This window comes from Streptomyces sp. MBT65, assembly GCF_016612545.1.
GTDB lineage: Bacteria > Actinomycetota > Actinomycetes > Streptomycetales > Streptomycetaceae > Streptomyces.
Genome location: NZ_JAENRY010000309.1, coordinates 1 through 13150, shown reverse-complemented (window position 1 = coordinate 13150; position 13150 = coordinate 1). Strand labels below are relative to the sequence as shown.

Below are 13150 nucleotides of genomic sequence, written 5' to 3'. Positions count from 1 at the left end.
GGACCGCGCGGTGGACGTCGCCGAGGATGCCGCCGGGCAGGGCCGCGTTGAGGAACAGGGCGCGGTAGTAGTCGGCGACGTCCACCGCGCGGTCCGCCACGGACAGAGCGCCGGCGACATGGGCCGCGCCGTACGCGCCGTCGTCCTCGAACGCGTCGCGGGCCAGATCGCGCTGGCCGTCGTCGGGATCACCATCCTGCTGGGCCTGGACTCCCCGGTGATGACCGACGTCCGCAGCATCGCCCCGCTCGTCCTGCTCGGCGCCCTCGGAGCGCTCGCCGTCGTGGCCGCCGTACGGATGAACCGGCCGCCGACCGAGACCCGCCGCGGCCGCGCCCTGCGCACCACCCTCGACGAGGCACGCGCCGGACTGTTCTCCCGCGCCAACTGGCCCGGCGTCACCTTCTCCTCACTGGTCATCCTGGCGGGCCACCTCGCGATGTTCGTCGTCGCCGCCCGGGCCGCCGGCTCCGCCGCCACCGTCGCCCAGCTGCTCCCCATCGCGATCCTCGCGCTGCTCGCCATGGGCCTGCCGCTGAACGTCGGCGGCTGGGGCCCCCGCGAGGGCGTCACCGCCTGGGCGTTCGGCGCCGCGGGCCTCGGCGCGAGCAGCGGCCTGGCCGTCTCGGTGATCTACGGCGTGCTCAGCTTCGTCGCCGCCCTGCCGGGCCTGCTCGTCCTGGTCGCCCGCTGGTACACCGGCCTGCGCACCCCCGGGCCCGGCACCGCCGTACCGGACCCGGCGCAGGCTCAGGCGTCCGCGGTCAGCATCGAGAAATACGCGCCGAAGGAATCGGCGAGGCTCGCCAGCAAGGCCTTCCCCTTTTCCGCCGAGCCGAGGGACGGGCGTCCGATGACGCCCGACTCGGTATAGCCGGACATACCGAGCGTCAGGAGATGGCGACGGTCGTCGGCGACGAAATCGGAGGTCTCATATCCGGGACGGATCAATTCGGGATGAGCGTGCAGCAGAATGGAGGTCTCGATTTCCCCCGCGTGCATATCGGTGAGCAGCGAGGTCAGTACCCCGGCCCGCTCCAGCGCGGCCTCCCAGTCCTCGGCGGCCGGGAACAGCGCCATCCGCTCCCCGCGCGCGGAGGACTCCTGAACGACGTTGCCCAGTACGTAGTTTCCGCCGTGACCGTTGACCACCACCAGGGTCTCGACCCCCGAGCGGCGGAGCGAGTCCGCGATGTCCCGCACCACCGCATGAAGGGTCACGGAAGAGATGCTGACGGTCCCCGGCCAGGCTGCGTGCTCGTGCGAGCAGCCGATCGTCACCGGCGGCAGCAGATGCACCGGGTACGCCGCGGCGATCTCCCGGGCCACGGCACAGGCGACGAGGGTGTCGGTGGCCAGCGGAAGATACGGGCCGTGCTGCTCGAAACTGCCGACCGGAAGGACGGCGACCTGTGTTGAGACACTTGCCCCCCTAGACCGTACGTCCTGCGTGGTGTCCGCCGGCACCAGTCCGTTTGCCGCCGTCCGTGAGCCCGAACCATTCATTTTTTCACGGCCTTTCGTCTCTGCTTAGGAACCAGATCATGACAGAAAACATTGGCGTACTCGGCAAGAAGAAGTCTCCACAGCCCACGGGCGCGGAACGCGTCGTGAATGCTCCCTTGCCCACCGTGTACGGCAAATTCCAGGCGATCGGCTACCTGGACCACGACCGCGGTGACGAGCAAGTGGCCCTGGTCTACGGCGACATCGGCACGGACGACGTACTCACCCGACTGCACTCGGAGTGCCTGACGGGCGATGCCTTCGGCTCCCAGCACTGCGAGTGCGGCGACCAGTTGGACGCCGCGATGCGCGCCGTCGTCGCCGAAGGCCGGGGCATCGTCGTCTACTTGAGAGGGCACGAGGGCCGCGGCATAGGCCTGCTCGCCAAGTTGCGCGCGATGGCGCTGCAGGCGGAGGGCCTGGACACCGTCGAGGCGAACCTCGCCCTCGGCCTGCCGGTCGACGCCCGCGACTACGGCGTGGCCGCCGAGATCCTGCACGACCTGGGGGTGGCGAGCGTCCGCCTGCTCTCCAACAACCCGCGCAAACGCGAGGCGTTGCTGGAACACGGCATCAAAGTCTCCGAAGAGGTACCGCTGTTGATCCCGCCCTGCGAGAACAACATCACCTATCTGCGGACCAAGCGGGAGCGTCTGGACCACCACCTGCCCCATTTGGACGCGGTGGCGCACTGGTCCTGATTCCGGTGGGCGCGGTCCGGACAGGAAGAGGGAATGACCGACGACGTCCTCTTCCTCTCCGGCGACCGCGTCCGGCGGCTGCTCGACACAGACGCGGCCATCGCCTCGCAGCGCGCGGCCTTCACCGCGCTCGGTGCCGGCGAAGCCGATCTGCCCGGCAAGATCATGCACCCGAGCCGCTTCGACGACAGCGTCGTCTTCGCCTATGTCTCCCGGCTGTCGGCGGACACCGGGGCGGTGGCGAAGTTCGGCAGCGTCAACCCCGGCAACGCGCGGGCGGGGCTGCCCACCGTCCACGCGGTGATCAGCGCCCTCGACCCGCTCACCGGACGTCTGGTCGCGGTCATGGACGGCACGGCGGTGACGACCCTGCGCACGGCCGCGGGCAGCGCCGTCGCCGTCGACACCCTGGCCACCCCCGACGCCGACCGTCTCGCCGTCCTCGGCTCCGGCACCCAGGCCCTCGCCCACGTCCACGCGATCTCCCGGGTCCGGGACCTGAAGTCCGTACGCCTGTGGAGCCCGAACCCCGAACGGCGCGCCCGTGCCGCCCAGACGCTGACGGCCGAACTCCCCTTCCCCGTAGAGGCGGTGGACACCGCGGAGGAAGCCGTGACCGGCGCGTCCGTGGTCGCCGCCTGCACGCTCAGCACCACCCCCGTGGTGCACGGCGCGTGGCTCGCGCCCGGCTGCACGGTCGTCAGCGTGGGCTCCTTCGAACCCACCCGCAGCGAGGTCGACGCGGAGGTCCTACGCCGGTCGGCGGCCGTCGTCGTCGACGACCCGGAGACGGCCGCCGAGCACGCCGGACCGATCGTCGACGCCCTGCGCGCCGGACTGCTCGCCCCCGTCGACCTGATCCCGCTCGGCGCCGTACTCACCGGCCGCCGCAGCGCCCGTACCAGCCCGGACGACATCGTCCACTACAACAGCGTCGGACTCGGCATCCAGGACGCGGCCGCGGCCTGGGCCGTCATCGACGCGGCACAGAAGGAGCGCCCGTGAAGCGTCAGGCTGAGGTCGTCGTCATCGGCGGCGGGGTCATCGGCACGAGCATCGCCTACCACCTGGCCCGCGCCGGCGTCAGAGACGTGGTCCTCGTCGAACGGGACGAACTCGCCGCCGGGTCCACCTCCAAGGCGGCCGGCGGAGTGCGCGCCCAGTTCTCCGACGGGCTCAACGTGCAGCTCGGCGCCCGCAGCCTGGAGGCCTTCGAGCGCTTCGAGGAGGACACCGGGTACGACATCGGGTTACATCGCGTGGGCTACCTCTTCCTGCTGTCCCGGCCCGAGGACGTCGCCACCTTCGAGGCGGGCGTCCGGCTCCAGAACTCCCTCGACGTGCCCAGCCGTATGATCGACCCCGCCGAGGCCCAGCGACTCTCCCCGCTCATCGGCACCGAAGGCCTGCTCGCCGCCGCCTACTCGCCCGACGACGGCCACTGCACCCCCGAGGCCGTCGTGCACGGCTACGCCTCCGCCGCCCGCGCCCACGGCGCGACGATCATGCGCCACACCGACGTCACCGGCATCGAGACCTACGGCGACACCGTCACCGCCGTGCTGACGACGCTGGGCCGCATCGACACGAACACGGTGATCTGCGCGGCCGGCGCCTGGTCCAAGGGGATCGGCGCGATGGTCGGCGTGGACCTCCCGGTGCAGCCGCTGCGCCGCCAGATCGCGGTCACCGAACCGGTACCCGGCCTGCCGCCCACGCTCCCCATGACGATCGACTTCACGACGAGCCTCTACTTCCACGCCGAGGGCCCCGGCCTCCTCGTCGGCATGTCCGACCCCGAGGAGCGTCCCGGCTTCGCCACCGACACCCACGACCGCTGGATCCCGCGCCTCACCGAGGCGATGCAGCGCCGCGCCCCCGGCCTCCTGGAGCTGCGCCGCACCGGCGGCTGGGCGGGCCTGTACGAGAACACGCCTGACCACAACGCCCTGATCGGGGAGGCGACTTCGGTCTCCCGCTTCCTCTACGCCACCGGCTTCTCCGGCCACGGTTTCCTCCAGGGACCGGCCGTCGGCGAGGTCGTCCGCGACCTGTACCTCGGCCACGTACCCTTCGTGGACGTCAGCCCCCTGAGCGCTGGCCGGTTCGCGGCCGACGCCCCGCGTCCGGAGGTCAACCTGGTATGACCGAGCTGCATCTGTGGCTGCGCCACGAGCCCCGCACGACCGAACGCCGCACTCCGGTCGTCCCCTCCGACGCCCGCCGCCTCGTCGAGAGCGGGGTGACCCTCACGGTCGAGGAGTCCCCGCAACGGATCTTCCCGATCGAGGAGTACGAGGCGGCCGGCGCCCGGGTGGTACCCGCCGGCTCCTGGGTGTCGGCGCCGCCGGACGCGGTGATCCTCGGCCTCAAGGAACTCCCGGACGAACCGGCCGAGTTGACCCACCGTCACATCTTCTTCGGGCACGCCTACAAGGGCCAGCCCGGGGCGGCCGACCTGCTGCGCCGTTTCGCGGCCGGGGGAGGGGCACTCCTCGACCTCGAATACCTGGTGGACGACGACGGCCGCCGCCTCGCCGCGTTCGGCTTCTGGGCCGGCTACCTCGGCGCGGCCCTCGCCGTGCTCCAGCACCGGGGCCGACTGACCGCGCCCCTGGTGCCCACCTCGAAGGAGGAGCTGGACAAGACCCTCCGACCCGCCGTCGGTGACCCGGAGTTCACCGCCCTGGTGATCGGCGCGCTGGGCCGCAGCGGACGGGGCGCCCGCGTGGCCTTCTCCACGGCCGGAATCCAGCCGACCTGTTGGGACCTGCCCGAGACCCAGAACCTCGACCGCCCGGCCCTGTTGGCCCACGACGTCCTGGTCAACTGCGTCCTGGCGACGACCCCCGTCCCACCCTTCCTCCGCGCACCGGACCTCGACGACCCGACCCGCCGCCTGCGCACCGTCTGCGACGTCACCTGCGACGTCGGCTCGCCCCTCAACGTCCTGCCGGTCTACGACCGCACGACCGAATGGGCCGACCCGGTACGGGAGTTGCACGCACAGCCCCCGCTCGACCTCATCGCCATCGACAACCTGCCGTCCCTGCTGCCGAGGGAGTCCAGCACCGACTTCTCGGCCGCGCTGCTGCCCCACCTCCTGGACTTCGGGACCGGCGGGGCGTGGGGGCGCGACCTGGACCTGTTCCGCACGAAGTCCCGTGAGCTCGGAATCGCCGTCACGGAAGGGGAGTTGGGCCATGTCTGACGTGGTGCGCGCGAGCGGGACCGTCCACTGGATCGGTGCCGGACTCTCCACCGGCAGCGGTCTCGCCCTGCTGTGCGACGCGGCCGAGCGGGTACGCCTGTGGCACCGCACCGAGGAGCGCGCGGCGCAGGCCCTCGACCACCTGGGCCTGACGGGACGCGCCGACCCGCGCGCGTTCACCCTCGCCGCGCTCACGGCCGAGCTGGCCCCCGGAGACGTCGTCGTCTCCATGCTGCCCGCCCCCGAACACACGGCGCTGCTGGCCGCCTGCGTCCGCGGACAGGCGCACTTCGCCTGCTCCAGCTATGTCTCGGACGCCGTCCTGGAACAGGTGCCGGCGGCCGAGAAGGCGGGCATCGTCGTCCTCACCGAGGCCGGACTCGACCCGGGCATCGACCACCTCTTCGCCCACAGCCTCGTCGCCCGCGCCCGGGAGGCGATCGGCGAGGACACGGCGGCCTCCTACACCCTCACCTCGTACTGCGGCGGCGTCCCCGCGGTGCCCAACGACTTCCGGTACCGCTTCAGTTGGGCGCCCGCCGGAGTCCTGGGCGCGCTGCGCTCACCGGCCCGGTACCTGGAGGACGGCGCGGAGACCGTCGTGGCCCGGCCCTGGGAGGTGACCCGGCCGCATGGCGTGGACGGCGAGACCTTCGAGGTCTATCCCAACCGGGACAGCGTGCCGTTCATCGAGCAGTACGGGCTGCCGACGGCCTGGACACCACGGACGTTCGTGCGCGGCACCCTGCGCCTGGAGGGCTGGCTGCGGGCCTGGGACGCGGTGTTCGAGGAACTGAAGGCGGGCGACGACACCCGGATCGCCGCGCTGGCACGGGAGTTGGCGGCCACCTACCCCACCACGGAAGCCGACCGTGACCGGGTCGTCCTCGCGGTGTCCCTGGACGTCCGGAATGACGCGGGCCGGACCTGGTCCGGCAGCTACCTCCTCGACCTGGTCGGCGACGAGGAGGAGAGCGCGATGGCCCGCTGCGTCTCACGTCCCCTCTCCCTCGCGGTCCGGCACATCTTGTCCGACGACCTGCCGTCCGGCCTGAACCGGGCGGCGGAAACGGCGGAGCGGTCACGGGAGTGGCTGAGCGAACTGGCGGGGGAGGGGCTGGAGTTCACCTTGCGGGTGGATCAGTAGCCGTACGCGGTCCCGGCCGGGGACGGCAGGTCCGTACGGTCGCCGCGACCGCGGTCCTCAGCCCGTGATCGCCTCGTGCACCAACTGCTTCAGCTCCGGCATGATCTTCAGTGAGGACTTCGGCCGGAGCTGGGTCATGAACTGCACGGTGAGATCGCGGCCCGGGTCCACCCAGAACGTCGTCGTCGCCACCCCGCTCCACCCGAACGCGCCCAGGCCCATGGGGGCTTGAGTGCGTTCGGGGTCGACGACGACGGAGACACTGAGGCCGAAACCGATGCCGTCGTTGCCGGGTTCCTGGTGCGGGGGGCTGCCGAAGGCGCGCATGTCGGCGCCGCCGGGCAGATGGTTGCTGGCCATGAGGTCGACCGTCTCGGGGGCGAGCAGCCGGGTGCCGTCGAGTTCGCCCCGGCGCCGCAGGAACTCCGCGAACCGGTGCACGTCGTAGGGGCTCGCCGCGATCCCGCCGCTCCCCGACAGGAACCGCGGCCGGCCGCCCCGAAGCGGCAGCCCGGCGATCGGCTCGATACCGCCGCCCTCGGCGTCGCCGTACAACTCCGAGAGCCGGTGCGCCTTCTCGTCCGGGACCTGGAATCCGGCGTCCGGCATGCCGAGCGGCCGGAAGATCCGCTCGGCGAAGAACTCGTCGAGCCGCTGCCCGGACACCACCTCGACGATCCGGCCCAGCACATTGGAGGCGACGGAGTAGTTCCACTGCGTGCCCGGCTCGAACTGGAGCGGGAGGCTCGCGTACACGTCGATCGTCTCGGCGAGGTTCGCGCCGGGCGGCACGGACGACTCCAAGTGGGCTTCCCGGTACAGGGCGTCGACGGGGTGCGAGTGGTAGAAGGCGAAGGTCAGGCCCGAGGTGTGGGTCATCAGATGGCGGATCAGTATCGGCTGCTCCACCGGCCGCGTCTTCAGGTCCGCGCCGGAGCCGCTGTCGTAGACCCGCATGTCGGCGAAGGCCGGCAGGTGGTCGGCGACCGGGTCGTCCAGCGAGAGCTTGCCCTCCTCCATCAGGAGCAGCGCGGCGACCGCGGTGACCGGCTTGGTCATGGAGTAGATCCGGTACAACGTGTCCGGTGTGACGGGGAGTTTCGCCGCGACATCGCGGTACCCGTGGGCGGTGAGGTGGGCGACGCGGCCGCCGCGGGCCACGGACACCAGGAAGCCCGGCAGGCGCTCCACGTCGACGTAGTGGGCGAAGTGCTGGTCCAGGCGGTCCAGCGCCTTGTGATCCAGTCCGACCTCGTCCGGGTCGACCTCTTGTCGCAGCTGTGCCATGGCTCTCCTCCGAATTGCGTTCACGAGGTGGGGTCCCGCATACCCGGCCCCGGACACCTCGGAACTCATCGTCCCGCAGGAACACCTGCGCGGTCTCCTGTAACGGGGGGATGTGTGAGCGACGCGACTGTCCGTCCGGGCAGCGCGCGAGCGGCGAGAGCACCGGTCAGGGCCACCGCGGCGAGCGCTCCGAGCGCCCATTCCCGGCCACTTCCGGCCAGCAGCGCGCTTCCGACGGCGACCCCGATGGTCGGCCCCACGTTCGCCGCGGTCTGCTTGAGCCCGCCCGCGACCCCGGCCGACTCCACTGCCGCCGCCCGCACCACGACCTGCGTCGCCGACACCATCACCGTCCCGAACCCGGCCCCCAGCAGCGCGAATCCGCCACACACCGCGACCGTGCCCGAGGCCCGGGACAGCACAAGCACGGCCAGCGCCACGACCACCATCGCCGCCCCGGCCGTACGCCGCGCCCCCACCCGGCGCAGCACCACCGGGCACACGGGCGCGGCGAGGACCATCGCCCCGGCCAACGGCAGCCCCCGCACGGCACTTTGCAGCGGACTGAGCCCCCACGCCTCCTGCATCACATAGGTGACGACGAACAGCGCCCCGGAGAACGCGGCCGACGCGGCGAGCAGCATCCCGAGCGCCCCACGGATCGCCGCCGACCCGACGACGTCCGACGGCAGGAGCGGATGCGCCGTACGACGCTCATGCCGTACGAAGGCGAGACCGGCCAGTGCGGACACGACCAGCCCGGCGGCCGACCCGGGCAGATCCACCAACGCCTGGACGAGCGAGGCGAGACACAGCGCGAGCAGCAGCGCGCCGGGCAGATCGAACCGGACGCGGGTGGACTGTTGTTGCTGCGACCCCCGCACGGTGAGGGCGAGCACCCCGAAGACGAGCGAGGGCACGACATGGAGGAAGAACACGGCCCGCCAGCCCACCGCCGCCACCAGCGCCCCGCCCACCAACGGGCCGGCGGCCGCCGCGAGTCCGATCACACTCGTCCGTACGGCGATCGGCATGCCGAGCCGGTCGGGCGGGAACGCGGCGCGCAACATGCCCAGCGTGGCGGGCTGCAACAGCGCCCCGAACACCCCCTGCACGACCCGGAGTCCGATCACCCAGCCGACACCGGGCGCCAGCCCGATCCCGGCCGAGGCGACCCCGAAGCCGAGCATGCCGAGCCCGAACACCCGCTGATGCCCGTACCGGTCCCCGATCCGCCCGGCCGACACCAACAGGCTCGCCACGGCGACCAGATACGCGGTGCTGGTCCACTGCACCTGGGCCAGGGACGCCCCCAACTCCCTCTGCAACGTGGGCTGTACGACGGTGAGCACGGTCCCGTCCAGCGCGACGACCGCCGCCCCCGCCGCGCTCCCGGCCAGCACGAGCCGACCGCGCGCCGTCATACGGCGGCCTCCGGACCGAGGTGCGCGTCGAGGGCCGAGCGCAGCAGGGGTACGAAGTCGTCGGCACCGGTGGCGAGTTGAAGGCTGCCCCAGCGCCAGAGCTGGGCGATGCCGTGCAGGTTCGCCCACAACGCGCCCGCGACCGGGCGGGCGTCCAGGTCGGGACCGGCCCGGCCGACCAGGTCCACCAGCACACCGAACAGGGGCAGGCTGGTGTCCCGCAGCCCCAAGTGCCCGCTCTCCAGCAGATCGTGACGGAACATCAACTCGTACATGCCGGGGTTGTCGAGCGCGAACTCCAGATAGACGCGGGCCAGCGCCGTCACCTGCGCGCGGGGGCTCGCCGTACCGTCGCCGACGGTTGCCGCCGCCCGTTCGCCCAGGTCGGCGAAGCCGCGCCGTGCGATGGCGGACAGCAGCTCCAGGTGGGTGGGGAAGTAACGGCGCGGCGCCCCGTGCGAGACACCGGCCCGCCGGGCGATCTCCCGCAGGGTGAGGGCCTGCGCCCCTTCTTCCGCGACCAGCTGGACCCCGACGTCGACGAGCCGATCCCGCAGGCCGACCGCTTCCGCATCACTCATAGACACTGTCTACCATTGGGTCGTAGACAGTGTCTACCGGGAATGGTGGCCGCGCCGGGTCCGTTGTTCCGGTCATGACTCAGGACACGACACAGGACGACGCACCCCTTCTCCGGCTGCTGTCCGACGGCCACGGCGGGGTGCTGGTCACCCTCAAGAGCGACGGCCGGCCCCAGCTGTCGAACGTCAGCCACGCCTACTACCCCGACGAGCGGATCATCCGCGTGTCGATCACCGACGACCGCGCCAAGACCCGCAACCTGCGCCGGGACCCCCGCGCCTCGTACCACGTGACCAGCCCCGACCGGTGGGCGTACACCGTCGCGGAGGGCACGGCCGACCTCACCCCGGTCGCCGCCGACCCGCACGACGACACGGTCGAGGAGCTGATCCGGCTCTACCGCGATGTCCTCGGCGAGCATCCGGACTGGGACGACTATCGCGCGGCGATGGTGCGGGACCGGCGGCTGGTGCTGCGGCTGCGGGTGGAGCGGGCGTACGGGATTCCGAAGGCCGCCGACAAGAAGTGACCCGTCGTCACCGTCCTTCACTGGAGCTAAGGTTGATCCGCTGTGCGATGGGCGGACGACGGGGGAGTGCACGCGGTGATGGATCTGCTGTCCACGGGCGCCATCGGTGCGGTGTTCGGAGCCGTCGGCTCCGGGATGGCGAGCGAGGCGGGCAAGCTGGCCTGGGAATCGGCCGGCGGCATGGTCCGCCGGCTCGCAGGACGTGAGGTGCCGGCCCCCGCCACCCCCGACGACGTGCACGCGATCGCCCGCATGGTCCACGACCGCGTGCACGCCGACCCCGAACTCGCCCTCGCCTGGACCCGTTTCGCCCGCGGCGTGCGTGTCCCGGACCCCGTCACCGGGCCGGGGCGCCGCTGTCTCCCGCCCGCGCCCCGCTCCTTCACGGACCGTCAGGACGCCCTGAAACTCCTGGACAAGGAGGCGACCCGCGCCTTCGGCGGACGCCCGCGACTCGCGCTCCTCCACGGCCCCGAGGGCATCGGCACCAGCACTGTCGCCTTCCACTGGGGCGCACGGCAGGCGGCCCGCTTCCCCGACGGGCAGCTCTACGCCGACCTGCGCGCGCTCGGCCCCGAACCGGTCCTGGCCACACTGCTGCGTCAACTCGGCCTGCCCGACGAGGACATACCGCCCACCGTCGCCGACCGGGCCGCCCTGTTCCGGCGCTCCCTGGCCGACCGTCGCGCCCTCGTGGTGCTCGACCACGCCCGCTCCGCCGCCCAGGTGCAGCCGCTGCTGGCCCCGGCTCCGGACGTGGTGACCCTCGTCGTGGCACGGAATCCGCTCATCGGCCTCGACGCCCTGCGCATCCCGGTCGGCCCGCTCGGCGACAAGGACGCGAAGCGCCTGCTCACCGAGCTGGTCGGGAAACCCGCGGTCAGCGCCGCCCGCGCCACGCTGCCCGCCGTACTGGACCGCTGTGCCGGCTCGCCCTACGCACTGCGCGCCGCCGCGCCCCGGCTGACCACGCCGCCGGAGACACCGGCCGGACCCGAGAACGATCCGGTGAGTTCCGCCGTCGAGGACTCCTACCGCCTGCTGGCCCCCGACGCCGCCCGTCTCTACCGCCTGTGCGGTCTGTACGACTGGCCCGCCCTCGACGCCGCCGCGGCCGCCCGTGCCGCCGGGACCGACGAGACCGAGGCCGCCCGGCTCCTGGACGAGCTGGCCGACGCCCTGCTCGTCGAGCCGACGGACGACGGCCGGTACCGCTACCGGCCCGCCGTCCGCGCGCACGCCGCCCGCACGGCCGCCGCCACCGACGGGATCGCCGTGTGCTCGGCCGCCGTGTCCCGCACCGTCGAGGGCTGTCTGCACCGCGCGCTCGCCGCCGCCCAGGCCGCCCTGCCGGAGAGCTGGCGCGTCCCGTCCACGGCCACCCCGCTGTCGTACGACGACCGGGGTGCGGGCGTCGCCGCACTGGCCGCCGAGGCCCCCAACCTGGTCCAAGCCGTGTACGCGGCCGAGGAGTTCGGCGACTGGGACACCGTCGTCCTGCTGGTCCAGGCTCTGTGGCCCCTCCAACTCAAGGCCGGCCACCACGACATCCTGCTGCCGGCCCTGCAAGCCGGAGCGCGTACGGCGGACGCCCACTTCCCCGGGACCCGCACCGCCGGCGCCCTGCATGCCCAACTCGCCCACAGCCTGATGGAGTTGCGACGCTGGGACGAGGCGGAACCCGAGGCGCTCGCGGCGGCCCGGGACGAACGGGCGGGAGGGCATGTGCGCGGCCGTGCCTCCGCCGTCGAGTTCCTCGGCCTGCTCCGGCTGCGCCAGTGGCGTTTCGACGAGGCGTACGCGGCCTTCGACGAGGCCGGCCGCATCCTCGACGGCATCGGTCCCGGCGACGAGGGCGCCGCCGATCTGCCGCGCGCCCGCGCCCTGTTGGAACGTCACCGGGGCCGGGCCCTGCGTGGCCTCGACCGCCGGGCCGAGGCCGTCGAGCACCTGGACCGCGCGCTGGCCTTCTTCCGCGCGAGCGGCGAGGCCTACAACACGGCCCGCACCCTCACCGACCTCGCCGAAACCCGCCTGAACGGCGGCGAGTTCACGGCCGCCCGCACCCTGATCGACGAGGCGGCCGCCGCCCTGCGCGACGAGAAGGCCGAACAGCACCTGGAGTATCTGCGCGCGCTGCGCGAACGCTGCGACGGCTAGCCCCGGGTGACCCGCACCCGGTGAACGGCCCCTCCCGTGTGCACGGTCAACCCCTGGGCGACGACCTCGTGCAGCGACTTGCCCGAGGCGAGCCAGGCGTACAGGGCCGAGGCGTGGGCCGCCGGGTCGGTGTCCGTGCCCGGCTCGGCCCGCAGATGCAGCAGGGTGCCGTCGGCGGTACGGACCGTGCCCGTGCCGGGGCCGGTGACGTACGCGGCGAGGGCGCACCGCGGATGGCGGGCGAGGGTCTCCGTCGTCCAGAGCGCGGGTGATCCGAAGCGCGGGTCGTCGGTCGCGCCGTGACGGAACACCACGTCGGCCAGGGAGAGTTGGGACTGCTCACGGGTGTCCTCGTGCACCGCCGTGTGGGCCTCGCCCGTGCGCTCGGGCGCCGGGTGCGGGCCCGCGTGCCGGACGACCGAGACCTCGCCCGAGCCGAGCAACTCGGTCAGTACCTGGAGCGGGACCGTGTGCGCGGCGGGTTCGAACGGGGGGAGCGGGAGCGGTTCGAGCAGCGCGGGCGCGTCCGGTTCCGGGATGCCGATGATGTCGTAGAAGAGGCGCCGGAGGCGGGTGGCCGACTCGCCCGGTACGGAGCTGGTG

The 13150-nt window shown here is 72.6% G+C and carries 11 protein-coding genes and 2 pseudogenes; 8 read left to right on the top strand and 5 right to left on the bottom strand.

Annotation, left to right across the window (positions count from 1 at the left end):
• Positions 1 to 118: 118 nt before the first annotated feature.
• A pseudogene (locus JHN63_RS53365) lies at positions 119 to 610 on the top strand (lysylphosphatidylglycerol synthase domain-containing protein); the annotation flags it as partial.
• Positions 611 to 750: 140 nt separating this feature from the next.
• Here JHN63_RS53365 and JHN63_RS42155 read toward each other — a convergent pair.
• The gene (locus tag JHN63_RS42155) at positions 751 to 1506 is read right to left on the bottom strand and encodes a creatininase family protein (RefSeq protein WP_200690421.1); all 756 of its coding nucleotides are present in this window, start codon (positions 1504 to 1506) and stop codon (positions 751 to 753) included.
• Positions 1507 to 1544: 38 nt separating this feature from the next.
• Here JHN63_RS42155 and ribA point away from each other — a divergent pair, with 38 nt between their 5' ends.
• From ribA to JHN63_RS42130, 5 genes are read left to right on the top strand one after another with little or no spacing between them, the layout of a single operon-like run.
• A complete protein-coding gene (gene ribA, locus JHN63_RS42150; protein ID WP_200690420.1) occupies positions 1545 to 2207 on the top strand; it encodes a GTP cyclohydrolase II in 663 nt (220 codons plus the stop codon).
• 33 nt (positions 2208 to 2240) lie between these two features.
• Positions 2241 to 3212 (top strand): ornithine cyclodeaminase family protein, encoded by a 972-nt coding sequence (locus JHN63_RS42145; RefSeq protein WP_200690419.1) that lies wholly within the window; start codon positions 2241 to 2243, stop codon positions 3210 to 3212.
• Positions 3209 to 4354: an FAD-binding oxidoreductase gene (locus JHN63_RS42140; protein ID WP_200690418.1), complete on the top strand. Its 1146-nt coding sequence runs from the start codon at positions 3209 to 3211 to the stop codon at positions 4352 to 4354. Before JHN63_RS42145 ends, JHN63_RS42140 begins: the two co-directional genes overlap by 4 nt.
• A complete protein-coding gene (locus JHN63_RS42135) occupies positions 4351 to 5418 on the top strand; it encodes a saccharopine dehydrogenase (RefSeq protein WP_200690417.1) in 1068 nt (355 codons plus the stop codon). Before JHN63_RS42140 ends, JHN63_RS42135 begins: the two co-directional genes overlap by 4 nt.
• Complete coding sequence (locus tag JHN63_RS42130; protein WP_200690416.1) at positions 5411 to 6565, top strand: saccharopine dehydrogenase family protein; 1155 nt, start codon at positions 5411 to 5413, stop codon at positions 6563 to 6565. Before JHN63_RS42135 ends, JHN63_RS42130 begins: the two co-directional genes overlap by 8 nt.
• Positions 6566 to 6622: 57 nt before the next feature.
• Here JHN63_RS42130 and JHN63_RS42125 read toward each other — a convergent pair whose 3' ends face one another.
• From JHN63_RS42125 to JHN63_RS42115, 3 genes are all read right to left on the bottom strand, one after another.
• Positions 6623 to 7852 carry a serine hydrolase gene (locus JHN63_RS42125; RefSeq protein WP_200690415.1) on the bottom strand — a complete coding sequence of 410 codons (1230 nt, stop codon included), beginning with the start codon at positions 7850 to 7852 and terminating at the stop codon, positions 6623 to 6625.
• A gap of 65 nt (positions 7853 to 7917) precedes the next feature.
• Positions 7918 to 9276, bottom strand: coding sequence for an MFS transporter (locus JHN63_RS42120; protein ID WP_200690414.1), 1359 nt, complete (start codon positions 9274 to 9276; stop codon positions 7918 to 7920).
• Positions 9273 to 9857 (bottom strand): TetR/AcrR family transcriptional regulator, encoded by a 585-nt coding sequence (locus tag JHN63_RS42115; protein WP_200690413.1) that lies wholly within the window; start codon positions 9855 to 9857, stop codon positions 9273 to 9275. The genes JHN63_RS42120 and JHN63_RS42115 overlap by 4 nt, the downstream gene beginning before the upstream one ends.
• Before the next feature lie 74 nt (positions 9858 to 9931).
• On the opposite strand from JHN63_RS42115, the gene JHN63_RS42110 reads away from it, so the two are divergent.
• Entirely contained in the window at positions 9932 to 10387 is a 456-nt protein-coding gene (locus tag JHN63_RS42110; RefSeq protein ID WP_200690412.1) for a PPOX class F420-dependent oxidoreductase, read from the top strand.
• Positions 10388 to 10465: 78 nt separating this feature from the next.
• Positions 10466 to 12547 (top strand): tetratricopeptide repeat protein, encoded by a 2082-nt coding sequence (locus JHN63_RS42105; protein ID WP_200690422.1) that lies wholly within the window; start codon positions 10466 to 10468, stop codon positions 12545 to 12547.
• Here JHN63_RS42105 and JHN63_RS42100 read toward each other — a convergent pair.
• Positions 12544 to 13150 (bottom strand): annotated as a pseudogene (locus JHN63_RS42100) (hypothetical protein); the annotation flags it as partial. The gene JHN63_RS42105 and the pseudogene JHN63_RS42100 overlap by 4 nt on opposite strands.

Bases quoted from the DNA above. Each gene is read 5' to 3' on its own strand.
- JHN63_RS42155 (WP_200690421.1), bottom strand. From the start codon at position 1,506: ATGAATGGTTCGGGCTCACGGACGGCGGCAAACGGACTGGTGCCGGCG.
- ribA (WP_200690420.1), top strand. From the start codon at position 1,545: ATGACAGAAAACATTGGCGTACTCGGCAAGAAGAAGTCTCCACAGCCC.
- JHN63_RS42145 (WP_200690419.1), top strand. From the start codon at position 2,241: ATGACCGACGACGTCCTCTTCCTCTCCGGCGACCGCGTCCGGCGGCTG.
- JHN63_RS42135 (WP_200690417.1), top strand. From the start codon at position 4,351: ATGACCGAGCTGCATCTGTGGCTGCGCCACGAGCCCCGCACGACCGAA.
- JHN63_RS42130 (WP_200690416.1), top strand. From the start codon at position 5,411: ATGTCTGACGTGGTGCGCGCGAGCGGGACCGTCCACTGGATCGGTGCC.
- JHN63_RS42125 (WP_200690415.1), bottom strand. From the start codon at position 7,852: ATGGCACAGCTGCGACAAGAGGTCGACCCGGACGAGGTCGGACTGGAT.
- JHN63_RS42120 (WP_200690414.1), bottom strand. From the start codon at position 9,276: ATGACGGCGCGCGGTCGGCTCGTGCTGGCCGGGAGCGCGGCGGGGGCG.
- JHN63_RS42115 (WP_200690413.1), bottom strand. From the start codon at position 9,857: ATGAGTGATGCGGAAGCGGTCGGCCTGCGGGATCGGCTCGTCGACGTC.
- JHN63_RS42110 (WP_200690412.1), top strand. From the start codon at position 9,932: ATGACTCAGGACACGACACAGGACGACGCACCCCTTCTCCGGCTGCTG.
- JHN63_RS42105 (WP_200690422.1), top strand. From the start codon at position 10,466: ATGGATCTGCTGTCCACGGGCGCCATCGGTGCGGTGTTCGGAGCCGTC.